Source organism: Pseudoalteromonas phenolica, assembly GCF_005876835.1.
Lineage (GTDB): Bacteria > Pseudomonadota > Gammaproteobacteria > Enterobacterales > Alteromonadaceae > Pseudoalteromonas > Pseudoalteromonas phenolica_B.
On the sequence record NZ_PPSW01000051.1, the window covers coordinates 1 to 22,755 of the forward strand.

At 43.4% G+C, this 22,755-nt stretch carries 25 protein-coding genes; 11 read left to right on the forward strand and 14 right to left on the reverse strand.

The genetic code is table 11. The annotated features are described in order from the left end of the window. Window positions 1-240: 240 nt before the first annotated feature. On the forward strand, window positions 241-2,538 hold the full coding sequence (locus C1E24_RS20195; RefSeq protein ID WP_138484644.1) for a penicillin acylase family protein: 2,298 nt from the start codon (window positions 241-243) through the stop codon (window positions 2,536-2,538). A 66-nt stretch (window positions 2,539-2,604) separates the two neighbouring features. Here C1E24_RS20195 and C1E24_RS20200 read toward each other — a convergent pair whose 3' ends face one another. Beyond that, window positions 2,605-3,477, reverse strand: coding sequence for a DMT family transporter (locus tag C1E24_RS20200; protein WP_138484646.1), 873 nt, complete (start codon window positions 3,475-3,477; stop codon window positions 2,605-2,607). Window positions 3,478-3,921: 444 nt separating this feature from the next. Between C1E24_RS20200 and C1E24_RS20205 the strand changes: the two genes are divergently transcribed. Beyond that, window positions 3,922-4,305: an MAPEG family protein gene (locus tag C1E24_RS20205; RefSeq protein ID WP_138484648.1), complete on the forward strand. Its 384-nt coding sequence runs from the start codon at window positions 3,922-3,924 to the stop codon at window positions 4,303-4,305. Between the two features lies 1 nt (window position 4,306). Here the strand turns inward: C1E24_RS20205 and C1E24_RS20210 are convergent, their stop codons facing one another. Next, window positions 4,307-4,990, reverse strand: a complete 684-nt coding sequence (locus tag C1E24_RS20210) for a pseudouridine synthase (RefSeq protein ID WP_138484650.1) — start codon at window positions 4,988-4,990, stop codon at window positions 4,307-4,309. A 66-nt stretch (window positions 4,991-5,056) separates the two neighbouring features. On the opposite strand from C1E24_RS20210, the gene C1E24_RS20215 reads away from it, so the two are divergent. Then, window positions 5,057-5,905 (forward strand): glycosyltransferase, encoded by an 849-nt coding sequence (locus tag C1E24_RS20215; protein ID WP_138484652.1) that lies wholly within the window; start codon window positions 5,057-5,059, stop codon window positions 5,903-5,905. 47 nt (window positions 5,906-5,952) lie between these two features. On the opposite strand, the gene C1E24_RS20220 is transcribed toward C1E24_RS20215, so the two are convergent. From C1E24_RS20220 to lptM, 7 genes are all read right to left on the reverse strand, one after another. Then, on the reverse strand, window positions 5,953-6,849 hold the full coding sequence (locus C1E24_RS20220) for a dTDP-4-dehydrorhamnose reductase family protein (RefSeq protein WP_138484654.1): 897 nt from the start codon (window positions 6,847-6,849) through the stop codon (window positions 5,953-5,955). A gap of 28 nt (window positions 6,850-6,877) precedes the next feature. Beyond that, the gene (locus C1E24_RS20225; protein WP_138484656.1) at window positions 6,878-7,582 is read right to left on the reverse strand and encodes an HAD-IA family hydrolase; all 705 of its coding nucleotides are present in this window, start codon (window positions 7,580-7,582) and stop codon (window positions 6,878-6,880) included. A gap of 45 nt (window positions 7,583-7,627) precedes the next feature. Further along, a complete protein-coding gene (gene xerC, locus C1E24_RS20230; RefSeq protein WP_138484658.1) occupies window positions 7,628-8,563 on the reverse strand; it encodes a tyrosine recombinase XerC in 936 nt (311 codons plus the stop codon). 6 nt (window positions 8,564-8,569) lie between these two features. Further along, window positions 8,570-9,178, reverse strand: a complete 609-nt coding sequence (locus tag C1E24_RS20235; protein ID WP_138484659.1) for a DUF484 family protein — start codon at window positions 9,176-9,178, stop codon at window positions 8,570-8,572. 46 nt (window positions 9,179-9,224) lie between these two features. Next, the gene (gene dapF, locus C1E24_RS20240) at window positions 9,225-10,055 is read right to left on the reverse strand and encodes a diaminopimelate epimerase (protein WP_138484661.1); all 831 of its coding nucleotides are present in this window, start codon (window positions 10,053-10,055) and stop codon (window positions 9,225-9,227) included. A gap of 96 nt (window positions 10,056-10,151) precedes the next feature. Then, window positions 10,152-11,405: a diaminopimelate decarboxylase gene (gene lysA / locus C1E24_RS20245; protein WP_138484663.1), complete on the reverse strand. Its 1,254-nt coding sequence runs from the start codon at window positions 11,403-11,405 to the stop codon at window positions 10,152-10,154. Between the two features lies 1 nt (window position 11,406). Continuing rightward, window positions 11,407-11,589, reverse strand: a complete 183-nt coding sequence (lptM, locus tag C1E24_RS20250; RefSeq protein WP_138484665.1) for an LPS translocon maturation chaperone LptM — start codon at window positions 11,587-11,589, stop codon at window positions 11,407-11,409. Window positions 11,590-11,710: 121 nt separating this feature from the next. Between lptM and cyaY the strand changes: the two genes are divergently transcribed. The 7 genes from cyaY to add all read left to right on the forward strand — a co-directional run bounded on the left by cyaY (window position 11,711) and on the right by add (window position 19,015). Next, complete coding sequence (cyaY, locus tag C1E24_RS20255; protein WP_058028361.1) at window positions 11,711-12,031, forward strand: iron donor protein CyaY; 321 nt, start codon at window positions 11,711-11,713, stop codon at window positions 12,029-12,031. Then, complete coding sequence (locus C1E24_RS20260; protein ID WP_138484667.1) at window positions 12,031-12,684, forward strand: alpha/beta hydrolase; 654 nt, start codon at window positions 12,031-12,033, stop codon at window positions 12,682-12,684. The genes cyaY and C1E24_RS20260 overlap by 1 nt, the downstream gene beginning before the upstream one ends. A 16-nt stretch (window positions 12,685-12,700) precedes the next feature. Continuing rightward, a complete protein-coding gene (locus tag C1E24_RS20265) occupies window positions 12,701-13,651 on the forward strand; it encodes a DUF2914 domain-containing protein (protein WP_138484669.1) in 951 nt (316 codons plus the stop codon). A 21-nt stretch (window positions 13,652-13,672) separates the two neighbouring features. Beyond that, window positions 13,673-14,611 (forward strand): hydroxymethylbilane synthase, encoded by a 939-nt coding sequence (hemC, locus tag C1E24_RS20270; protein ID WP_138484671.1) that lies wholly within the window; start codon window positions 13,673-13,675, stop codon window positions 14,609-14,611. A 16-nt stretch (window positions 14,612-14,627) separates the two neighbouring features. Further along, window positions 14,628-16,454 carry a uroporphyrinogen-III C-methyltransferase gene (locus C1E24_RS20275; RefSeq protein ID WP_138484673.1) on the forward strand — a complete coding sequence of 609 codons (1,827 nt, stop codon included), beginning with the start codon at window positions 14,628-14,630 and terminating at the stop codon, window positions 16,452-16,454. After that, window positions 16,447-17,553 (forward strand): heme biosynthesis HemY N-terminal domain-containing protein, encoded by a 1,107-nt coding sequence (locus C1E24_RS20280; protein ID WP_138484675.1) that lies wholly within the window; start codon window positions 16,447-16,449, stop codon window positions 17,551-17,553. The genes C1E24_RS20275 and C1E24_RS20280 overlap by 8 nt, the downstream gene beginning before the upstream one ends. 463 nt (window positions 17,554-18,016) lie before the next feature. Next, the gene (add, locus tag C1E24_RS20285; RefSeq protein WP_138484677.1) at window positions 18,017-19,015 is read left to right on the forward strand and encodes an adenosine deaminase; all 999 of its coding nucleotides are present in this window, start codon (window positions 18,017-18,019) and stop codon (window positions 19,013-19,015) included. Window positions 19,016-19,105: 90 nt separating this feature from the next. Here the strand turns inward: add and C1E24_RS20290 are convergent, their stop codons facing one another. From C1E24_RS20290 to C1E24_RS20310, 5 genes are all read right to left on the reverse strand, one after another. After that, entirely contained in the window at window positions 19,106-19,513 is a 408-nt protein-coding gene (locus tag C1E24_RS20290; RefSeq protein ID WP_138484679.1) for a CBS domain-containing protein, read from the reverse strand. Window positions 19,514-19,623: 110 nt separating this feature from the next. Then, on the reverse strand, window positions 19,624-20,457 hold the full coding sequence (locus C1E24_RS20295; RefSeq protein ID WP_138484681.1) for a hypothetical protein: 834 nt from the start codon (window positions 20,455-20,457) through the stop codon (window positions 19,624-19,626). Window positions 20,458-20,496: 39 nt separating this feature from the next. Beyond that, window positions 20,497-20,748, reverse strand: coding sequence for a hypothetical protein (locus tag C1E24_RS20300; protein WP_138484683.1), 252 nt, complete (start codon window positions 20,746-20,748; stop codon window positions 20,497-20,499). Window positions 20,749-20,832: 84 nt separating this feature from the next. Beyond that, entirely contained in the window at window positions 20,833-21,525 is a 693-nt protein-coding gene (locus C1E24_RS20305; RefSeq protein ID WP_138484685.1) for a helix-turn-helix transcriptional regulator, read from the reverse strand. A 37-nt stretch (window positions 21,526-21,562) separates the two neighbouring features. Continuing rightward, complete coding sequence (locus C1E24_RS20310) at window positions 21,563-21,886, reverse strand: hypothetical protein (protein WP_138484687.1); 324 nt, start codon at window positions 21,884-21,886, stop codon at window positions 21,563-21,565. 195 nt (window positions 21,887-22,081) lie between these two features. Here C1E24_RS20310 and C1E24_RS20315 point away from each other — a divergent pair, with 195 nt between their 5' ends. Further along, a complete protein-coding gene (locus tag C1E24_RS20315; protein ID WP_138484689.1) occupies window positions 22,082-22,717 on the forward strand; it encodes a hypothetical protein in 636 nt (211 codons plus the stop codon). Window positions 22,718-22,755 lie beyond the last annotated feature (38 nt).

The window sequence follows — 22,755 nt, forward strand, 5'->3', positions numbered from 1 at the left end:
TTAGAACAACTAAATAGCAAAGTTTTAGCCTCGCTATCAACAATTTTCCTTGCCTCAAAATAGATTACTTAATTAAGAGGATTGGTATAAGAATAGATAAAGAATTGATTTAGTTGGTTATCAGAGAGGAACAAGATTGAAAAGCTGGGTGTAACATGAACATAATGCAGTTTCGCTGACACAATAGCGTCACTTATTTATGGCTAGTATAAAAATAATAAAGCACAAGGAGACACCGCAATGTTAAGTTGGCTCAAGCGTGGATTATCTGGGTTGTTGATCCTCATTTTAATTCTTACCGCAGGCTTATATGGCTTGTTATCGCTCAGCCTACCGGCATTAGACGGTAAGGGCACATCCGATGCCATTTCTAAGCCTGTCACACTGGCTAGAGACACATTGGGACAAGCAGTCATCACCGCTAAAACCCGCCAAGATGCTGCCTATGCATTGGGCTTTGCTCATGGCCAAGATCGCTTCTTCCAAATGGATTTATTACGCCGTAACGCTGCGGGAGAGTTAAGTGAGTTATTTGGCAAAGGCGCGCTCGAGCTTGATAAGAAAATGCGCTTTCACCAGTTACGTGCTCGTAGCCAAGAAATTCTTAAACTATTACCCGAAACCGATCAGCAACTATTGGCAACTTACTCGCAAGGGGTTAACGAAGGTAGAAGTCAGGCAGGCATCGCAAGCTTCGAATATCTATTAAGTGGCGCACAGGCAAAACCTTGGTTAAGCGAAGATAGTTTGCTGGTGATCTTTAGCATGTATCTCGATTTACAAGCTGGCACCTATTTTAGAGATGAAGCATTAATTCATTTAGATAAGCTGTACGGTGAGCAAATGCGCGAGTTCATCTTGCAGCCAAGCCAATACCAAGCGGCACTTGATGGCTCAAAATTGCCACAAGGGCGTGTTGCCATTCCAGAGCCAATCAGTCGTGAAGCAATATCACAAGTAACCCATATAAAAGAGCAAGACCATTACGGCAGTAACAACTGGGCGGTAACCGGCGCGTTAACCAAAACCGGAAAAGCCATGCTGTCAGATGACATGCATTTAGGTTTGAATGTGCCATCAATTTGGTATCGCGCACAATTAAATTACCGCCACCAAGGTGAAAAATACCAGGTGACAGGGGTGACGCTACCGGGCACACCTGCGGTTGTAGTTGGTAGTAATGATCATATTGCATGGGGCTTCACCAACGGTTATTTAGATACCGCGGATTGGGTAGTCCTAACAGCGCAAGATAAAACATGGCAAGTAAACGAGCGCATTGCATTACCAAACGGTGAGCATGCGGTGTATGAGCTGACCATGTCTGATTACGGCCCAGTAAAAGAAATTCAAGGTGAGCAATATGCATTGAGTTGGGTGGCACACCAGTCTTATGCAGTAAATCTGGAGCTGCTTAGGTTTGAGCGCACGAAATCGGTTGAAGAAGCCGTCGCACTGGCGCCGCATGTGGGTATTCCAGTACAAAACTTAATGGTGGTAGACGACCAAGGTAATGCGGCATGGAAACCAATGGGCGCAGTGCCTGCGCGCACTAATCCGGCAGATATTGCACAATCCAGTGAGCACTACGCCAAGCTTTGGCAATTTAATGAAGTACAGCGTCCACAAGTGGTGAACCCGCAAAGCGGTAAACTCTGGACGGGTAACTCTCGTGTGGTCTCGGCTGTTGCTCATCAACGCTTTGGTGATGGCGGTTATGCTTTGGGTGCGCGTTCGGCGCAGATCAGAGATCGATTATTAGAGAAGTCACAATTTAGCGAAAAAGATTTTTATGCCATTCAGCTCGATAACGAAGCGCGTTTCTTAACGCCATGGTATAAGCAATTATCGGCGCTATTACGACAAGACACTGAAACCCAGTTTAAGTATCAAATTGACTTAAGCTGGCTAGATGATTGGCAGCAATGCGCTTGCGCTGAGTCAGTGGGCTACACCTTAGTGCGCTATTATCGCGATAGCCTTATTGATACCGTGTTTGTGTCGGTTGAACGCAACATGAAAAAGTCAGGCAGCAGCTTAACCTCATTGAAAAATTATTTAGAACCGGCACTTTGGCAATTGATCAATGCCCAACCTGAATCTTGGTTACATGGCCATGATAATTGGCAAGCGTTGCAACTGGCAGCTTACGAACAAGCAAAGCAAAAGTTGGCCGCAGAGTTTGGTCCAAATATGGCGGCATGGGCATGGGGTGAAGTGAATGCGTTACAAATTCAACATCCGTTTAGCAAGCAACTGCCAATATTGAGTCACTTCTTAAATATGCCTAAATACGATGGCTTTGGTGATAGCTATATGCCAGCGGTACAGCGCCCTGAATTTGGCGCGTCACAGCGTTTTATTGTGCAACCCGGTGAGTTAGAAAAAGCCATTATGACTGTGGCTGGTGGACAAAGTGGTCACCCACTTTCACCTTTCTATCGCAGTGGTTTTGAAGAATACGCAGAAGGTGAGAATACGCCGTTATTGCCGCAGGTGATTACCCATGAAATCAACTTTGTTTCTAAAGTAGATTGATGTTGTTTAATCCATTCGTTTAATAAGTTAAAAGCCCGAAAATCGGGCTTTTAACTTAATCTGAGCTTAGGTCATCATCACCAATATGGCCGCAATGGCGATTAGGCCTAGCCCGAGTCCATCGCGTTTTTTTACCGGCTCTTTTAACAAGAAAATAGACAGCAAAATGGTAAAAAACACTTCAACTTGCCCAAGTGTTTTCACATAAGCAACATGCTGCAAGCTCATGGCACTAAACCAACCAATTGAGCCAATACAGCTGGTAAAACTGATCGCACAAGTCAGCGGTTTATGGCTGAGTAAAGTGCGCCAAGTTTGGGATTCTTTAATGCTGATATACGCCGACAACATTATAGTTTGTGCAAGTAATACAAAGAGTAACACCCAAGCGGCACTGTGTGGAAAAGGCAACCCTGATGCGATACTCGCTTCTCTTACCCAAAGCGAAGTAAGCGCAAAGGCGGTGCCCGAGGCTAAGCCAATAAGTGCCGTTTTGAGGTTGAGGTTTTTTAAAGTGAAACCGCTCAGAAGCAGCACTGCGACACCACCGATTGCAACACCTAACCAACCTAATAACGATAACGTAGAGCCAAAAAACAGCATGCCCAAAATGGCGGCGACTAAGGCTTCACTTTTGGCAAGTCCTGCGCCGACGGCGTAATTATTTTGCTTAAAGAGCACCACCATGAGCGCAGTGGCGGCAATTTGCATAATACTTGCTGCAAATACATAAAATAAAAAGCTGTTATTCGGTGATAGTGCTTCTGCAGGCTGCCATTGGTAAAGGCCAAGTAAATAGAGTGCAGCGAGTGGGCTGGCGAGTAAAAAGCGGGCGAGGGTTACACCTGCGACACTCGCATGGTTACTTAGCTTACTTTGCAAGGCGTTACGCCATGCTTGCGAGAAGGCCGCCAATAGCGTGAAAGCGATCCAGGTCATAGGATACCAATTTGTTATTGTTAAATGATTTATCTAGTGAGCAAGGCTGCCCACCTACGTCGTCTAAAACTGCTTATATTTGACAACACTATATCGTAATATTCCCCTTGCTTTGTCAGAATGAATATTTATCACAATCATTGATCACGAATTGCTGGTTTTGGGCATTTATTTTTATTATCTAAAGCATCATCTGAAAATATAAAGCTTAGAAAGGGCAAAGTTTAATAGAGGTTTTTGAAGCTAGAATGGCAAGCACCTAAGCTGCGACAATCTGTCGCAGTGTGTTTTTCATTATTGCGCGTATACTTGATAACAGATGCTACAAAATAATTCGCCACCTGCTTTTTGGGTGGCTTTTTTTTGTCTGCAGTTTTGTGCTAGCGTGCTGTTTTGAATTAAAAATATTTAGACTATGAATATTGTCAGTTTGGAGTAAATAAAATGACCACGTTACTCGTTTGTGCTTTTATCGCCATGTTATTGCCTTATTTGGCAAAAGCCCCAGTTGCTATCGCGATGAACCGATTAGGCGGATACGATAATCGGCATCCAAGAGCACAACAAACACAGCTTACTGGCTTTGGTGCTCGCGCTTTAGCAGCCCATCAAAATAGCTTTGAAGCATTAATCGTATTTGCCGTCGCATTAGCTGTGGTGTTAGGCACGAATACCATAAACGAGACCACACAAATTTTAGCTGTTACCCACATTATTGCCCGTGTTGCCTATTGCGTATGTTATTACCTTGACTGGCATATTGCCCGTTCATCGGTGTGGCTGGTGGGGTTAGTCAGTGCCTTAGCGATGGTCGTGGTGTGCTTTTAAACTAGAATAAATCACCTAAGGTGATAGTTTGGTAGGTGTTTTCGCTGACTTCATTTGGGTTTAACACATAGTTGGCAATACGCACTCGATATAAATCTATCACCCTATAACCACAATATTTGGCCATTTTCCTGATCTGTCGATTTAGCCCTTGCTTGAGAATGATTTTAAAGCGGGTCTCATCAACCAGAGAAACTTCACAGGGCAGAGTGATTTGGCCATCAACAGGCACGCCCGCAGCCATTTTTGCACAGAAGCCGGCATCAAGGGGCTTATCGACTTCGACTAGGTATTCTTTTTCTTGATGATGATCTGGATGGATCAGCTGGTGGCATAATTCACCATCGTTTGTCAGTAATAACAAACCTCTTGAGTCTTTGTCTAAGCGGCCAATTGGGTAAACACGCTCACCTTGCGGTAAGTGATGAATAAGGCTGCTTGGATCATCCAGCTTTAGCTTACAGTCTATTCCAACAGGTTTATGGTAAGCATAGAGCACTTTTTTGGCAGGGCCTTCAAGCTTCACGCCCTGCACAATAATTTCATCAAGCTCATCAACGTGATCGATGTGATTTGCAGGTCGGCCATTCACCGTCACTGCACCCAAGTCAATTAAGCGAGAAGCCTGACGGCGGGAGCAGACTCCCGCATGGCCAATATATTTTGCAAGGCGTATTTTAGACATTGGTTTCCAATAAAGTGACAAAAAAGGTTTTTGTAAATAAACTGGCTGTGAGAAAAAAGGAATGTTATGAAAAAAGCAATTTTTACCCTCGCCATTGGCGACAACCCCATGTATCAAGCCGCTATTTTAAGTTTTCAGCACTATGCCGACAAGGTTGGTGCCGATCTTATTATTTCTGATAGCTTGCACTATCCAATAAAGATTGAAAATCCGAAGCACAGTGCGAGTCCTGCATGGGCTGAAAAGCTACGTATTGGCGAATTATTAAAAGAGTATGATCGCGTTTTATATGTTGATGCTGATATTCTGATTACGCCAAATGCTCGAGATATTTTCACAGAATACGACGACTCTGATTATATTTATATGTTGAATGAAGGAGCACACTGCGATCGTTCATTAGAAAAAAGCTTAATTGAGCAACAGTTAGGCGAAGTTGACTGGCCAAAAGTCAACGGTCAGCCAGATTATTACAATGTCGGCGTGATGCTATTGTCTCAGTCCCATCAGCTATTTTCATATTGTGACTTACCTATTTTACAGTCTGTGTGTAATCACATTCGGTTTTACGAACAAACCGTGTTTAATTACCAGATCTTTAAGCATCAATTAAAACACACGGCAATCAGTGCTTCATTTAATCGTATGGACATGTTTGGAGAAGAAGGTTATTTAGACGCTGACTTTATTCATTATGCGGGTAAAGGATATGCAAAGAATAATCGCCGCCGTGACGTGCAATTTTTAAAAGACTTTGCGCAGTTGTATGCGGGGATTGTTAGCGAGGAAGACATTAAGCGGTTAAAAGCGCAGGCATGGCAGCAGTACTTAAATAAGATTTATAAGAAGTACCCACTACCAAACTTTTTGTTAAAAGTGCTGTGCGAGCGCAACGTCCCGCACTGGTCAACGTGACTTTGTACTCTTGTATTAATTAACAGAGCAGTGCCTAAAAGCAGCTGTTAGGCACTGTGTTTGACAATAATTTCAGCAATCGCTTTGGCAAAGCCACGCTCATAATGGATACCCATGGCTTTTAAGCGCTTATTTTCAAGTGCGCAATTATATGGGCGGGGTGTACCATCGTTGGGTTGGCCCAGTGGTTCCAATAAACTGCGGTCATAGCCAAGTGCATCGGCCATCAAACATGCCATTTGGTACTTAGTCATTTTCTGAGTGCCAGAAATATGAAAAATACCGCCTAATTTATCAGCTTGCTGAATCAAATCACGGATACTCATGGCAATATCGGCTACGTGAGTTGGATAGCGGATCGCCCAGTTGTCGTGACTTGAAGGCACTGTGGCACTGAGTTGTTGTGCAAGTGTGGTGACTGCTGACTCGCCTAAATGCGTTACATCACCGTATAAAACTGGTACACGGATCACGCTGTGGGTTTTCGCAACCGCTAATACGGCTTGCTCCGCTTGTTGCTTGCTTTGTCCATACAGGTTTAGAGGATTCGGTGCGGCATTTTCTAAATAGGGAGCATCTTGGCCGTCGAACACATAGTCGGTACTGATTAAAATCAATTTGGCACCGATGGCTTCACACTGTTCAGCTAAAAATTTGGAAGCGGCGACATTCAGGGCAATGGCTTGCTCTGGCTTGTTGCTGCAAATATCGGGGTTGCGCTCAGCGGCAGCATGGATCACGACTTGTGGTCTATGCTCCATCAAGCGGTTTGCAACCGCTTGATGGTCATGCAAATCTAATTTGATGATGCTGCCTTCAGCACGGCTAAAGCCTGTGCCAACTACATCAAAATGTGGGCTTAACTCGGTAAGTAGGGCACGGCCAAGCAGTCCTGTCGCACCTGTGATCATAACCTTATTGGCGTGTGTCACTGTTTGTTCCATAAATAATCCCTGTGTTTGTTTTTATTCTTTATTTTGTTAAAAACTTTAACTGCATAATGTCAGTTATTTCAATATCAGCAAGTCCTTTGTTGTTGTATACACAATCTTGGTTATCGAGCCAAACACTATAACAGCCTGCATTATTTGCGCCTTGTACGTCGGTATCAAGGCTATCGCCAATATGCAGAATATCACTTGGCTTCACTTCTAACAGTGCACAGGCTTTATCAAATAATGCGCGACTCGGTTTAGCTTCACCGTGAGGGCCGGCCTGTAATACCAAATCAAATTCGCCCTTTAAGTTAAATTTTTCGACTTCAACGTTGCCGTTGGTAATGGCGATGAGGGTATATTCCTCTCGAAGCTGAGCTAATAGCTCAAGCACTTCATCACTAACTACAATATTGCTGCGCGCATCGGCGAATGCCTTGTAAGCCGCGTTTGCATACTCTTGGGCTTGCCTGTCAGAAAAACCTAATTGTGCAAAGCCATACCTTAATGCAACCTGACGCCATTTAGTCACATCACTCTGAAGTTCAGGCTGTGTTTCACCAATATGGTTGCGACACTCACGCCAGTAATCGGGGCCTTTAGCATGCCACTGCTCAATTGTGGCAAGATAATCAAACTGTGCTTGAAGTGCCGCCTTGATTATCGGGTGGTTGTTGTAAAGGGTGTCGTCTAGGTCAAAGCTTAAAACTTTAACGGGCGTGATAGCTCGGTTGAATCGCATTAAATGGCTCCTTTAGGGTTATGCGCATTATACGTAAATGAGTGGCTATTTGGATTTTTTCGCTCTCGGATGCGCTTTGTCGTACACCTTGGCGAGATGTTGAAAGTCGACATGGGTATAGACTTGGGTTGCTGACAAACTACTGTGTCCGAGCATTTCTTGTACTGCGCGCAGATCACCACTTGATTCCAGAATGTGACTGGCAAATGAGTGGCGAAGTTTGTGCGGGTGCACTGGGGTACTGATGCCTTGCTTTAGGCCCCAGTCTTTCATACGCTCATGTACATGACGGGTTGAGATACGGCGCTTTTGTTTACTCACAAACAAGGCTGGATCGCCTTCAATGGCAAATTGTGGGCGTAGCTTCAACCATGCCTCTAATGCGGCGAGGGCTTTATTGCCTACTGGGACTACGCGCTCTTTACTGCCTTTACCCAGTACCCGAATTTCTCCTTCACGAATATCGTTTAAGTTGGCATTTACTAGCTCACTGACACGCAAGCCACTCGAATACATTAACTCCATCATGGCTTTGTCGCGTACTGCGAGGGCATCGTCTTCAGGTAATTCTAATAACTGCGCCATTTGGTCGACATCGAGATTCTTTGGCAGTGGTTTTTGAAACTTAGGGCCTTTTATGCCTTCCCCTGGGTTGATTAAAGCTTGATGCTGTTGATGTTTGGCTTTTAAAAATTTATACAGACTGCGAATGCAGCTAAGCTTCAAATTAATACTACGAGGATTGTACTGCTTGCTGCGCAGTTGCATGCTAAAACGTCGAATATGGTCGGGGGATACACCAAGCCAATCATGACAATCTTGCTGAAATACTAAAGCGGCTTGTATAAGTTGGCGTTTATATTGTCCTAAAGTGTGTTCTGAGTATTGCTTTTCATGACGTAAATAAGCCAGAAATGCATCGATTGGCTGAGAAAACTCCTCTTTAAGTTCACTTTGAGAGGTATTGAACTGACTATTCACAATGGGCTATCCAAGCGCTGCAATCCTCAGTTTTAAGCCCGCTAAAAATTCTTGCATCAACATGTCATCGTTATTTGGGCAAAAATGCGCAGGATTATCACTGGCAAACGCCAGTACCGCATCACTGTCGTCAAGTTGATACAGTGCCACAGAGCCTGTGCTTGGGGCTTTTTCCCAGACGCTATCTAACTGTTTTGGTGTACGGCCTAAGTATTGGGCCTTATCCTCAAGAGTGGTGTTTAGCGCTTGGGTTACTTGCTCGGGCTGAAAGAGTAGCTCTGTCGCCGAAATATTAGGTGTATTAGCAAACGCGGTTTGGATCACTTTAGAGATTTCATTCAATGAGCTAGCTTGCCAAATTTGGCGCTGGCAATCGCTCAGAGTTTTGAATATCTGTTCATTGCTGTGTGCAATTTTAGCCATCCCGGAGAGCTGCTGTTTTAATGCTTGGTTTTGCTCTCTTAAGAAACGCAGCTGTTGTAGGGCTAAATTAGGTAAGCCTTGGCTTTTGCTGAACAATTCTAATTCGAGTAACACATAAGGGTGATGCTGAAAGAAGTCGGGGTTGCGTTTTAAGTAGTCGCAGACTTGTTGTTCTTGATCTGTTTGCTTCATGTTAATTACTCCGACTTTTTATTTCGAGCGCTTAAAAGCTTATTCTTTACAGAGAAATTTGCCCATCGAATACATGCTCAGCTGGGCCTGTCATACGCACTGGGTTACCTTCGCCTTGCCAGCGTATTTGTAATGAACCGCCAGGTAAATCTACTCGCACTGTGCTGGCTAATTTCTTTTGCATTATACCCACAGCAACTGCAGCACACGCTCCGCTGCCACACGCGAGAGTTTCGGCAGCGCCGCGCTCCCAGACTCTCAGTTTAATGTGTTCAGGGTTGATGATCTGCATAAAACCCACATTGGCGCGCTCAGGAAAGCGTTCGTGGTTTTCAAGTAAAGGGCCTAAGGTCTCGACTTCAGCGGTATTCACGTCGTCGACTTCTAATACACAATGGGGGTTGCCCATAGACACTACGCCACAAAAAACCGTACTTTCACCGGCGCGAAGAATATAAGTGAGCTCAGGCTTTTTTGCTTTAAATGGCACACTGCTGGGCGCGAAGTGCGGGTTGCCCATGTTTACGGTGACTTGGCCATCTTTTTCAGTATACAGGGTAATGTTGCCACCCTTAGTAGAGACAGCGACCTTATGTTTGTTGGTGAGACCCTTCATACGTACAAAGCGGGCAAAACAACGAGCGCCATTGCCACATTGTTCCACTTCGGTGCCATCAGAATTAAAAATACGATAATGAAAATCGAGATCTGGCGAGTAAGGCGCTTCAACCATGAGTAGTTGATCAAAACCCACACCGAAATTGCGATCAGCGAGTTTCTTGATTTGGTCGCGTGATAAAAATACATTTTGAGTGACGTTATCAACGACCATAAAGTCATTACCCAAACCGTGCATTTTAGAAAAATTTACAAACATAATGTCTTAATGTAACTCCAAGCTGCTACTACTTTGCCATGGCAATTATCAAAAGCCCAGTGATATCCACTGGGCTTGGTGCGGGAAGGCGCTTAATTAAGGCAGTAATTGCTCGCCTTGCCAAAGCGAAGTGAGCGTCTCGCGCTGGCGAACCAAATGACTCTCGTCGCCATCTACCATGATTTCAGCCGCACGAGGGCGCGAGTTGTAGTTTGAGCTCATGGTAAAGCCATAGGCACCGGCACTACGCTGTGCAAGTAAATCACCGGCTTGAATAGCTAGTGGTCTATCTTTACCTAAGAAATCACCGGTTTCACACACCGGACCCACCACATCATAATTTTGTGTTGGTGTGCCATCAGCGCGCGGCGCAACAGCAATGATGTTTTGCCATGCTTGATATAAAGACGGGCGTAGCATGTCGTTCATACCCGCATCAACAATCGCGAAGTATTTATCTTTAGTTGGCTTAATATATTCGACTTTGGTCACTAGAATACCGGCATTGGCGGCAATAGCACGCCCTGGCTCAAAGACGAGTTCTAGGTGAGGGTAGTTTACTAGCTTAGCTTTCACCTCTGCAGCATAGGCGCTCGGGTGAGGCGGCTTTTCACTGTCGTATGGCACGCCTAAACCACCACCAATATCTAAATGTTCAAGTTCGATACCTGCGGTTTTCAACTTATCAACTAAGGCTAAGACTTTGTCTAATGCGGCTAAGAATGGCGCGACTTCGGTCAACTGCGAGCCAATATGAAAATCAACACCGACCACTTCAATACCTGGTAGTGCATAGGCTTTTTGATAAATATCGAAGGCCTGATTGATGTCGATGCCAAACTTGTTTTCTTTTAAACCGGTAGAAATATAAGGATGGGTTTTCGCATCAATATCTGGATTCACACGAATAGACACGCGTGCAGTTTTATTTAGTTCACTGGCAACATGACTAATACGTTCAAGCTCGGCTTCAGATTCAACGTTAAAACATTTGATGTTTTGTACTAGAGCAAACGCAATTTCTTGTGCAGTTTTTGCAACACCAGAGAATACCACTTTGCTGGCATCACCGCCGGCTTGCAGAACCCGCGCAAGTTCGCCTTGCGAGACAATATCAAAGCCAGCACCTTGTTTGGCCAAGACATTTAACACAGCCAGATTCGAGTTTGCTTTAACGGCATAGCAGACTAAATGCGGATGACCGTCAGCGGCATCAGTAAATGCATGATAGTGACGCTCTAGGGTTTTGCGAGAATAGACATAACAGGGGGTACCGTATTGCTCGGCGATATCTGCCACCGAAACCCCTTCAGCAAACAGCTGATTATTTTTGTATTCGAAAAAATCCATCTTACTTTTCCTCTTGCTGTTGTTTCTGTTGGTCTTGCTTTGGTTGTTTACTCGCAGGTGTTTGGTTATCTTGTTGCTGTTGCTCTGGTAAATAGAGCACGCCACTTTGGCCACAACCAGTCAAGAATAAGCTGGTAAAGATGACCAAAAATAATAAGCTTGTGAATGAGGGGTTCGCTTTCATTAGATTAATGATGTCAGTGCCTTTATAATCGCAGAGTAACAGAATTCATAGAAAATGCAGCTATTGGGGCTGTGAAATTTCGTCATAACTTATACAACCGTGCTTATTGAAGGATGCCGTGATGACCGATCATGAATACCACGAACTTGCCGACGCGTTAATGTTAACCATTGAAGAGCAAATTGATGACTGTGATGTTGATTTAGACTATGAGTCTCAATCGGGCATTTTAGAGATCATCTTCCCTGATAAGAGTAAGATCATCATCAACAAACAAGCACCGCTTCATCAAGTATGGGTTGCAACTAAATTCAATGGTCACCATTTTGAGCTACAAGGCGAGCAGTGGATCGACAACCGCTCGGGTGCAGAATTCTGGCAATTTATGAGCGAAGCGGCGACTAAGCAAGCTGGTGCACCTATTGAGTGGCAGCACGACTAATGCTTGAATTTGTAGAATACCCAGCACAAAGCACGCATAAAGCGTCGATCATTTGGTTACATGGCCTTGGCGATTCAGGTAACGGCTTTCTACCGATAGCTCCAGAGCTTGGTTTACCTGCAGAACTTGGTGTACGGTTTATTTTTCCTCACGCGCCAGAGCAACCGGTCACCATAAATGGTGGCATGGTGATGCGCGCATGGTATGACATCAAGTCTTTTGATCTAGATAAAAGAGCTGATGAAACAGGTGTGAGAGACTCTTCCGCTCAAGTTGAAGTTTTAATTCAAGCTGAGTTAGACAAAGGTATACCTGCCGATAAAATCATATTGGCTGGTTTCTCTCAAGGTGGGGTGATAGCCTTGCATTTAGCACCGCGTCTTAAGCAAAAACTGGCTGGCGTGATGGCGTTATCGACTTACATGTGTGCGCCGCAAAAGCTGGCAGACGAAGCAGTGCAAGCCGAACTAGATATTTTCATGGCGCATGGCTCGCAAGATCCAGTTGTGCCTATGATGGCGGGCCGTCAAGCATTTGATACGCTCACCACACAAGGTTACTCGGTATCATGGCAAGATTACCCAATGGCACATCAGGTATGTGCTGAAGAGCTAACCGCTATTCGCACTTGGTTGCTTGAAAAATTGGCTTAATTAAACGGAGCAAAACATGTCACAGAAGATTGTCATAAAAACCAGTGTGAGTAAGGCACCCGCCCAGCCGCAAGCTGTGCATTATCAGTGGCATTGGCGACGCATTTTTATGGCAGCAAGCATGTTAATGCTGACCGCTGTGGCTATCGTGTATGGCTTAATGAATTCAGTGAATGCCGATGAAGTGCAAAATATTGAAATGGTTGAGCCAAATACAGTCGTTATTTCAGAACCAGAACTTGTTACAGATACAGCACAGCAAGAGTTAGATAACGAGGTTGTGGTTATCTCTGAGCCAGAAGAGGTGATCGCCGAAGAAGTCATTACTCCTGTGCAAACTGCTGCAGCAGAGCTTGAGCTTCAAGAGTCGGTGCAAAATGCCGCAGCTGTTGATAACCAAGCTGGTGTGGAAAAAGCCAGCGTAGCTTTAACTGAGCAAACAGACACAATGCAAACCCTTGATAGCGAGCCTGAGTTTGCTCAAGTGACTGATGAAATCAGCGTTGAGAAAGAAACTGTTGAGACGGCAACTAATTCACCTGAGGCTGAACAAGATGCAGAAACGTCATCAACACAGTTTTCAGACAACGCGAAAGTGACTTCAGTGGCATTAGGTGCACAAATTGATGTGCAATTTATTAGCCGTGCTGTACTGACTACAGGCATCAGTGAGCGTGAGCCAGTTGATGTGTTAAAAGAGTCGATTGAGCAAACCGAGTTTCAAGAAAAACTATTTTTCTTCACAGAGGTGCGCAAGCTAAAAGGTCAAACTATTAGCCATTTATGGTTTCATCAAGATCAGTTAATGGCAGAAATCCCATTGACGATCAGCGCAGACCGCTACCGTACTTATTCAAGCAAAAACATCATGCCAAGCCAGACAGGTCAATGGCGTGTTGAAGCCGTAACAGAGCAAGGCGAGTTACTGGCACAAAAAACATTTCGAATTATTCCATCGGCGCTTTAATCGCGTCCAACAGGCAAAAGCATGACAGAACAAGCAAATATTTTACGTATCGCAACCCGCAAAAGCGCACTGGCATTGTGGCAGGCAGAATTTGTGAAAGCCGAACTTGAGCGTTTTCACTCAGACCTTACCGTTGAGCTGGTGCCAATGTCGACGCAGGGTGACATTATTCTAGATACGCCACTGGCAAAAATCGGTGGTAAAGGGTTATTCGTAAAAGAGCTTGAACAAGCCATGTTAGATGGCCGCGCCGATATCGCGGTCCACTCAATGAAAGATGTGCCGGTTGAATTCCCTGAAGGGTTAGAGCTTAACACTATTTGTGAGCGTGAAGATCCGCGCGATGCTTTTGTATCAAACAAATACAAAAGCTTAGATGAGCTGCCGCAAGGCGCAGTAGTCGGTACTTCGAGTCTACGCCGTCAGTGTCAAGTACGTGCATTACGCCCGGATTTAGACATTCGTGACTTACGCGGTAATGTAAATACCCGTTTAGCTAAGCTAGATAATGGCGATTACGATGCGATTATTTTGGCTGCTGCTGGACTACTTCGTTTAGAAATGCCAGAGCGCATTGCTGACTTCATCGAGCCAGAAACATCATTACCAGCCAATGGCCAAGGTGCCGTGGGTATCGAGTGTCGCATTGATGACGAACGAGTAAAAGCATTGCTTGCGCCTTTAGAGCACACTGAAACACGTATTCGTGTACTTGCAGAGCGTGCCATGAACCGTCGTTTAGAAGGCGGTTGTCAGGTGCCAATCGGTGCTTATGCACTAGTAAATGGTGAACAAGTTCATATTCGCGGTTTAGTGGGCGCAGTTGATGGCTCTGAGATTTTACGCGATGAAGTGTCAGGTTCAGTTGAGAACGCTGAGCAGTTAGGTGTTCAGCTTGCTGAGCAGTTGTTAGCGCAAGGTGCTGACAAAATTTTAGCTGAAGTATATAGAGACGCGTAACAAGGTTAAATTTAATATGACAAAGATTGCAATCACACGGCCAAGCGGTAAAGGTGAGCAGCTTAAGGCACAACTCGAGCAGCATCAGATTGCATATCTTCATACCCCAGTGTTATCGCTTACTTCGATAACACTGGACGCTCAGCAGCTTGCGCCACTCGATAATGCCGATGTCATTATTTTCATTTCACAAGATGCCGTGCTGTCTCTTGCTGAGCAATATCCAACTTTACCAGCTCACGCCAAACTGTTTGCAGTAGGTGAGCAAACCGCACAGGCAATAGAAAAACACTTTTCTCGCAAAGCAGACTTTCCAGAGCAACAAGATTCCGAAGGCTTATTGGCTTTAAATACCTTACAAGATTTAGACGCAAAACAATGCGTACTCGTTAAAGGCAAGGGCGGTCGCACGCTGATAGCCAAAACCTGTAAATCACGCGGTGCTATTCTAAATCAATGTGTTGTATATGAACGCGCAGCGTTAGAAGAAACTGCTGAGAGCTGGTTAGACCACTGGCGTGAGCAACAGATAACCGCTATAGTGCTGAGCAGTAATGCTGCGATTGATGCTGTTTTTAACACACAATCAGAACAACATTTAGACTGGTTAAAGCAACGAGATTTTTATCTTGTTAGTCAACGTAGCTGTGATTATTTACAACAAGAGTACCAAATTGCACAGACGCAGATATACCTTGCCGACGGTGCCAGTGATGATGCAGTGTTCAGTTGCATTAAGTCGTCTCAAAAACAGCAGGTAAGCACTATGAGTGAAGAACAAAAACAACCAATCGCTGCGAGTGAAAAACCGAGCGTGCCAGAGACCAAACCGATGAAGCAAAAGATCAGTAAAGTGGGCGTATTAGCCTTGTTGATAGCAACGGCAACGGGTGTCATGACAACCGGTTTAATCGTTCATGGACAGCAGATCAGCGATAAAACCTACGCGGCGTTAGATGCTTTAAAAACCGAAAATAGCGCCTTAAAAAGCGAACTTAAACAGTCACAACAGAATTTAGCAGCATTGCAAAGTGAGCAATCGCGCGTGTCACAAGCAGTAAACCAGTCTTTGTCATCGCAAGCAGCGCAATTACAAGAGAGCTTTGCAGCACAGTTAGACAGCAAGTTACGCCAAGCTGATCAACAGCTCAGTGGCGCAGCAATCAATGAAGCGGTTTACTTACATCGTTTAGCGGTATTTAAAGTGGCAGCAGAGCAAGATTACCAAGGCGGTGCAGCCGTATTAAAGCGTGTACACGATGTGTTGTTAGCACAGAGCAATAATACGGAAGTATTAAAAGCACTGGCAGATGACATTGCTTTACTCAACGCTCAGCCACAACCCGCAGTTGAAAGTATTTACTTAGAGCTACATGGCTTATTGAATCAGGTTGATGCGTTGCCAATAAAAAGTATTGAAAGACAAATTTCTGAAATGAAAACGACAGAAGTGAATGAAGCTCTTTCTTCAGATATCAGTGATTGGAAAAGTAATGTAGCGCGTTCATTTGATAAATTGGTTGATGAGCTATTCACAATCAAGCGCAGTGAAAATATTGATATCGATGTACTTTTAAACACTCAAGAAACACAACTAATTACAGCTCAGTTAAGAGGTTATTTTTCTCAGGCGCAAACTGCGTTAATGGATAAACAGGCAAGTGTCTTTTTTACTGCGTTAACGCAAGCTCGAACGCATTTAGAGAAATACTTTAATGCCGAGTCGTCAGCAATAAAAGCAGCTAAAGCAAAGCTTGCTGAACTAGAGCAGCAGCCTCTTGTATTTAGCAGAAAGGTGGAGCTATCTTCTGAGCAAGCACTGAAGGAGTGGTTGAATGATTAGGTGGATCCTCGCTTTCATCATCGTTGCTATCTCTCTAGCAGCTAGCCATTTTCTAATTGATGAAAAGGGCTATGTACTGATTTCTGTCGGTAATACAACCGTTGAAGGCACAATCATTTCGTTCCTTGTATGGGCTGGAATTTGTTTCACGGTACTTTATTTTGCATTTATTACGTTACGTGCACTACTTCGCATGTACGGTAAAACCACGGGTTTTTGGCGTGGTAAAAAAGAACTTAAAGCTCAGCAAGTGTGGCAACAAGGTTTATGGGCGAGCATCAATGATGATGCTGCTGCGGTGCAGAGTACGCTTAATAAAGGGCAAGCCCCTGAAGAGTGGCAAGACGCGCAGCAAGCCTTACTGGCAAAAGCTGCATTACAGCAAGGCGATAAAGCACAAGCACTGGCGCATTTACAAAACGTCAGTGATGCAGGGCAGAGCAAGGTGCCTAAACTTTGGTTGGATGCCAATCAGAATGAGCAAGCGTTAGCCTTATTAGATGCGCCAATGGCAGAGAAAAAACCAACGCAGGCTGCGATGAGTAGTTATTTGGCCGGGTTACTACAGGCTGAAAAACACGCTGAATTAGCGACGGCGATTAATCAGCACTACAAGCGCTTAGATTGGTCGCAAGCACAGTGGCAAGCATTTATGGCACGTTGGTTTACTGCGAACGCAGAGCAGGCGATTGGCCAATTTGAACAACTTCCTAAAGCATTAAAAGTGCAAAGCGAAGCGCTTTATATGCAGTCGCAAGCCAGTGCAGGGCAGTGGCAAAACTTACTGCCGACATTACAAAAATGGCTAAAGAAAGGTCAGTACCAGGCATTTGCTGATGTGGTCGTGCATGCCAAAAACCCTGATGTTAAATTGCGTACATCACTGCAAGATGCGTTGAAAAAACATCCAGAGCAACCGCAATTGTTGTTTGCCATGGGTTGCCTAGCTAACGCGGCGGGTGAGTATGAATTGGCGGCGAAAGTATTCGACAATTGTCAGCTAACAGAGCTGGATAAAACCCATTTAAAACCGGTTCTAAACAGCTATGAGCAAACTCAGCAGTTCCAAAAAGCTTATTTATTATTGGCCGCAAAATAACGGCAGCTATTTGACCTGAGCTTTGGTTATTTAGAAAATTAGACACAGATAGAGCCCCAGCTATAGTTATGTAGCTGGGGCTTTTATATCCCAATTTTATTAACCAACTAATCATTCTAGCGAGCTAAAAAGGCCACTAACTTCGTCTGAAACTTCTTAAATAGAACAACTATATATTAAAGTTTCATCCTTGTTATTTGCCATTTTTTCTGTCGCAATAATTGATTAGAAACTTAATGCAATTGGAATGGAAAGAGGTCGAATGAGCTCGCTATTGAGGACACCTGTCCTTGATCATAATCGCTACATGCGTATGATCTGGAAAATTTTATCTTCAAAAAGCAGATGTTACTTAAAACCTGAATGTGTATTGCGATTCCACATAAGGTCTTTTTGAAGCGAGTCTTAGAAGCCGTGCGATAAGCCTTCTGAGTAGGTCACGATTGATAGAGGATTGGTATTTATGTTCGATAAGAAATTCCCGTTATTAGACTTACACCGCCATTTAGATGGCAATGTACGTGCTAACACTATTTTGGAGTTAGGTAGGCAATTTAATTTAACGCTTCCGGCCAATGACTTAGAAGGCTTATTACCACATGTTCAAGTGCAGAGCACTGAACCCAATCTTGTGGCGTTTTTACAAAAGCTAGACTGGGGTGTGAAGGTATTGGGTGACTACGATGCGTGTCGTCGTATTGCGATAGAAAACGTAGAAGATGCCATTGCACAAAACATCGATTACACTGAATTAAGATTCAGCCCATACTACATGGCACAAAGTCATAACTTACACCCACAAGGTGTCGTAGAAGCCGTAGTTGATGGCATTAAGTCGGCAACCGCTAACCGTGATATCAAGGTTAATCTGATCGGCATTATGTCGCGTACTTTTGGTGTTGAAAAGTGCCAGTATGAACTAGACGCAATCTTAGCATTCAAAAACGATATGGCAGCGGTTGACTTAGCGGGTGATGAGCTTGGCTTCCCGGGTGAATTATTTGTTGATCACTTTAAGCAAGTTCGCGACGCGTATTTAGGCGTAACCATTCATGCAGGTGAAGCTGAAGGCGCTTCAAGTGTCTGGCAGGCGATTCAAGAACTAGGCGCAACGCGTATTGGTCATGGTGTGAAGTCAATTGAAGATCCAAAATTGATGGATTACTTACGCGATAACCGTATTGGTATTGAATCTTGCTTAACCAGTAACATTCAAACCAGTACCGTGGCTGATTTAACCAAGCACCCGCTTAAACAATTCTTAGATCACGGCATTGCGGCATGTATTAATACCGATGATCCAGCCGTGCAGGGTATTGAGCTACAACATGAGTTTATCGAAGCGGCTAAAGTAGCGGGTTTAACCGCTGATGATGTGAAAAAAGCCCAAGAAAATGCGCTTGAAATCGCATTCTTAAGTGATTCAGACAAACAAGCCTTACTAGCGAAAAAAGCGGGTTAATCTGCTACTATCTCTATAAAGATTAATAGACGGTAACACCCAAATGGTTACCGTCTAGTCTAGTCTAGTCTAATCTGAACTGTGATTAACTTATGAAGCTTTTGCGCAGCTTAAATAAGCTTGTTTAAGCGCATTGATAACCCGCGAGCGCGTCACTAATCCAATCACTTTATTGTCTTCCACTACAGGATAAATTTTTGGTTTATCTCCCTGCATTTGCGTGGCTAAATCAACCACCAACACATTACTTTTTACTGCCAGAACATCTTTGCTCATCAAGTCTTGTGCGGTGATCTGACCGTCACAAAAATAGCTGTTTTGTAACAGTGGATTAAGCAGTTGTTGTTCAGAAATAAAACCAATTAACTGCTTTTGTGCATCGACTACGGGCGCGCCAAATAGTCCATGGCTTTGCAGTTGTTCAATAATGTCTGTTAATTCTGTGTGTGCGTAAATAGCCGGAAATTGGCTGGTCATAATGTCTTTAATTGCTTGCATAATACGGTTCTCCTGTTGGTTGAGATTAGTATCAGCAATAAAGTGTGATTGGTAAAATGGGTTGTTTAGATTGGTTTGATTGTTTTTGTTGAATGACTCATTTTCAATAATTATGGAAAAGCTTCTCCATTAGATAATAGGCTTTCTATCAAACTTTTTGTTTGATGAGACATGCAATCTAATGAATGTGTCATGTGCGCGTGCTCTGAATCATGGCAATCGTACGAGATGAGTCTTAAAGACCCGGAAAATAGCGCAATGAGGTCTAAAAAATCATTAGGTTGCATGAAAGGATCTTTTTCATATGTGAAAAGTAACCCTCGAATAGGAGCGCCACTCTTTAACTTCTGCATCTGATAGTTATTAGCTAATCTCCAATTAGGGTATTGTATTTGGCTTTGTCTAGTACCAGCGAATGCAGGTGCAAATGCAATAATAGAGTTATATTTTTCAGGATTCAAAGATGCAAAAAGCATAGATGACCATGCTCCAGCAGAATGCCCAGCCAAAAAAATGTCATTTGAAGAAAATCCATCCTCTAAAACTTTATCCACTAATCTTTTTATTTCATTTGCTCTAGAAAATGTATAGTTACCAGTAGCTTTTGGGTAGGGCTTTTCAATTGAGTTTGAACATAAAATAATTATAAAAAAATCTCTAAAAGCGTTGTCTGTAATGGAGCTGGGGACATATTTGCTGCATGAGTTGAGTTTTCTAGGATTAACTGTTCCGTGGTTGTAGATTAAAACTTTTTTATTTTTCGAAATCTTATCTAGCATTAAGGTGTTTATTTCGTTTGCATTTATAGCAAAAATTAACGTCTTTTCAATATTGTGGATGGCTATTTCTGTCTTTTCTTTAGGAATATCCAATAGATGCAAAACGCAAAGAAATAGAGTGGAAATGAAGAGTAATGGAATAAAAATTTTTATATAAATATTCATAATTTAGCGCTTTAGATTATAAAGCGCTCAAGTTATTTGTTAAACAATATTTTTGTCTGGTACGTAGGTGCAAACCCAAACATACGTTGGACCGCCGCTGCCATCATCGCCGCCGCCGCCACCGCCGCCACAACCACCACCGCATGAGATAACGGGATGTGAAGCAACAGTTGTGGTAATGGTTATTGTTTGCCAAGTGCCCCCTGCAACGTTTGGAGTTTGCTCAACTGGCAATGACTCTAAATCTTTGCTTAAAGTTTTGAGGTGACTTTTCTTAAGCTTTAACTTCAAAATAACTTCTTTTTAGTTTTAATTTGAAATTTAATGTTGTCATTGTGTTTTAAATTTGTAAATTGAAGAAATCTAAATCAGATATTAATGTTGCTCATATTTCGCCTTGATAAGTGCCACATAGTGATCGAGATTCTTCTTTTCATGCAGACTAAAACCATCTTCTAATAAAGTTGCACCTTGAATTCTATCGAGTCTAAATTCACGATAATCAGCTCTGAGTTGGCAATATGCAACCAGTGTCCATTTACCACCCCAATAGACTAATCCCAGCGGTTCAACAATGCGCGAAGTGAGTGCTTGTTTGGCATCACTGTAATGTAAATCAACACAGCGTTTTTGTTCGATACCTTGGCGCAGGGTATAAGTAAACGATTGATGCTCGGCGTTATGGCTCCAGCCTGAGACTAAATAAGGCTGATCGGTTGTTTGTTGTTTTAACTGTGCGGGCAGCACGGCTTCTATTTTGGTGATAGCGCTTTGTGCTTTTTCGGCTAAATCTGGATCTGTCCAAGCGCTGACCATTTTGCTGCCAAGCAACAGTGCTTGCAGCTCATCCATAGTGAACATCATAGGTGGTAAATCATAGTCACTTATGAGATAACCAATGCCAGCTTCGCCTTCAATGGGCACACCAGAGCTTTGAAGATGTTGGATGTCACGATAAATGGTGCGCTCTGACACATTCAAACGCGTTGCCAAGTCACACGCTCGGGTTGCGAGTCGACGACTTTTTAGAATGTTGACCAGTTGAAATAACCGCTCAGATTTATGCACACCATTGTCCTTTTTGTTTTACTTGATGACTAGAGTGTTAGGCACTTTGTTCACAAGGCGTCTGACTTACTGCATTGTAGCGCTCTAATTTCACTGTGTCTTTCTCAATCAGTTGCGCGAACTGCTGACAAATTGGGTTTTCCATAAAGGCATCACCAATGCGCTTGGCATCAGCCATGGTCTCAAAATACACCACATCAACATAGCTGTGGGCATCTGCTAATTTTGCAAGCGAGCGGTAGAGCACACCAGGTTGTTGATCAATGAAGATTTGGAAAGCCGAGTTTGCAGCTTCGAACTGAGCAAGGTCTGCGTTTTCTTGTAACTTGAATTGCACGATTTCAATGGCGTTATTAGACATAATTATCTCCGTATTAACTGTTGTTGGTTGACGTAGATAAGTAAATCACAGCGTCATGTCAGGGAGTGTCAGTAGGGTTTTATTAGCTGGCAGCAGGACAATTCGATTTGGACTCAGTTATAAACTTTGCCGTTTTCTTATGTCTATCAAAGCGGTAAGATGAAAATCGGTACTTGTAGTAAAGGTTCAACGGATATGAAAGAAAAATTAAGAGCAAGCTTAGGCAAAATCACTTTTGAGCTGATGATAGTAACGCTAGGTGTGCTAATCGCTCTGGTGATTAATGAGTGGTTTCAAAATTATCAAGAAGAAAAGTATGCGCATGTCATTCTTGAAAAAACACATTATGAAATGGAGAGTAATTTAGAAAAGCTTCAGAGTGCTATAGAAATCTATGAAGAAACACTTCCAGTTATCGAAAAGTTACTGAAATTAGATCAAACTGCAGATAATAACAAACTAGCCATAGCATATTTAGACACTAACTCTAGTGTGTGGGAGTTTGCACTACTAAGAGATGAACTAAAAGAAGTGCCTGTGAAACTGTTAGTGACTATTTCATCAAGTTATAAAGCAACCCATGATGCGCAGGCAGCATCAGAGCTTATAGGTCCAAGCTCCTTTAATAAGTTTCTCAAAGAGTTTTCAGTAACGACTGATAAACAAAGTTTACTGAAGGATTTAAAGTTAGATGTTCAAAATGCGCATTTGAAAGCTCAGCTTGCATCTTTTATGCTAGAGCGTACAGTTAATGAAACTGCATATTATCTGAAAACTGGTGAAATGAACCCCGAAAGAACACAAGTAGAGGTTTCCTTTAGCCTAGATTAAGCATAATAAAAAACGCCAGCAAAAATGCTGGCGTTTTT

Coding starts and splice junctions, on each gene's coding strand:
- C1E24_RS20195 (WP_138484644.1), top strand. CDS start 241: ATGTTAAGTTGGCTCAAGCGTGGATTATCTGGGTTGTTGATCCTCATT.
- C1E24_RS20200 (WP_138484646.1), bottom strand. CDS start 3,477: ATGACCTGGATCGCTTTCACGCTATTGGCGGCCTTCTCGCAAGCATGG.
- C1E24_RS20205 (WP_138484648.1), top strand. CDS start 3,922: ATGACCACGTTACTCGTTTGTGCTTTTATCGCCATGTTATTGCCTTAT.
- C1E24_RS20210 (WP_138484650.1), bottom strand. CDS start 4,990: ATGTCTAAAATACGCCTTGCAAAATATATTGGCCATGCGGGAGTCTGC.
- C1E24_RS20215 (WP_138484652.1), top strand. CDS start 5,057: ATGAAAAAAGCAATTTTTACCCTCGCCATTGGCGACAACCCCATGTAT.
- C1E24_RS20220 (WP_138484654.1), bottom strand. CDS start 6,849: ATGGAACAAACAGTGACACACGCCAATAAGGTTATGATCACAGGTGCG.
- C1E24_RS20225 (WP_138484656.1), bottom strand. CDS start 7,582: ATGCGATTCAACCGAGCTATCACGCCCGTTAAAGTTTTAAGCTTTGAC.
- C1E24_RS20235 (WP_138484659.1), bottom strand. CDS start 9,178: ATGAAGCAAACAGATCAAGAACAACAAGTCTGCGACTACTTAAAACGC.
- dapF (WP_138484661.1), bottom strand. CDS start 10,055: ATGTTTGTAAATTTTTCTAAAATGCACGGTTTGGGTAATGACTTTATG.
- lysA (WP_138484663.1), bottom strand. CDS start 11,405: ATGGATTTTTTCGAATACAAAAATAATCAGCTGTTTGCTGAAGGGGTT.
- lptM (WP_138484665.1), bottom strand. CDS start 11,589: ATGAAAGCGAACCCCTCATTCACAAGCTTATTATTTTTGGTCATCTTT.
- cyaY (WP_058028361.1), top strand. CDS start 11,711: ATGACCGATCATGAATACCACGAACTTGCCGACGCGTTAATGTTAACC.
- C1E24_RS20260 (WP_138484667.1), top strand. CDS start 12,031: ATGCTTGAATTTGTAGAATACCCAGCACAAAGCACGCATAAAGCGTCG.
- C1E24_RS20265 (WP_138484669.1), top strand. CDS start 12,701: ATGTCACAGAAGATTGTCATAAAAACCAGTGTGAGTAAGGCACCCGCC.
- hemC (WP_138484671.1), top strand. CDS start 13,673: ATGACAGAACAAGCAAATATTTTACGTATCGCAACCCGCAAAAGCGCA.
- C1E24_RS20275 (WP_138484673.1), top strand. CDS start 14,628: ATGACAAAGATTGCAATCACACGGCCAAGCGGTAAAGGTGAGCAGCTT.
- C1E24_RS20280 (WP_138484675.1), top strand. CDS start 16,447: ATGATTAGGTGGATCCTCGCTTTCATCATCGTTGCTATCTCTCTAGCA.
- add (WP_138484677.1), top strand. CDS start 18,017: ATGTTCGATAAGAAATTCCCGTTATTAGACTTACACCGCCATTTAGAT.
- C1E24_RS20290 (WP_138484679.1), bottom strand. CDS start 19,513: ATGCAAGCAATTAAAGACATTATGACCAGCCAATTTCCGGCTATTTAC.
- C1E24_RS20295 (WP_138484681.1), bottom strand. CDS start 20,457: ATGAATATTTATATAAAAATTTTTATTCCATTACTCTTCATTTCCACT.
- C1E24_RS20310 (WP_138484687.1), bottom strand. CDS start 21,886: ATGTCTAATAACGCCATTGAAATCGTGCAATTCAAGTTACAAGAAAAC.
- C1E24_RS20315 (WP_138484689.1), top strand. CDS start 22,082: ATGAAAGAAAAATTAAGAGCAAGCTTAGGCAAAATCACTTTTGAGCTG.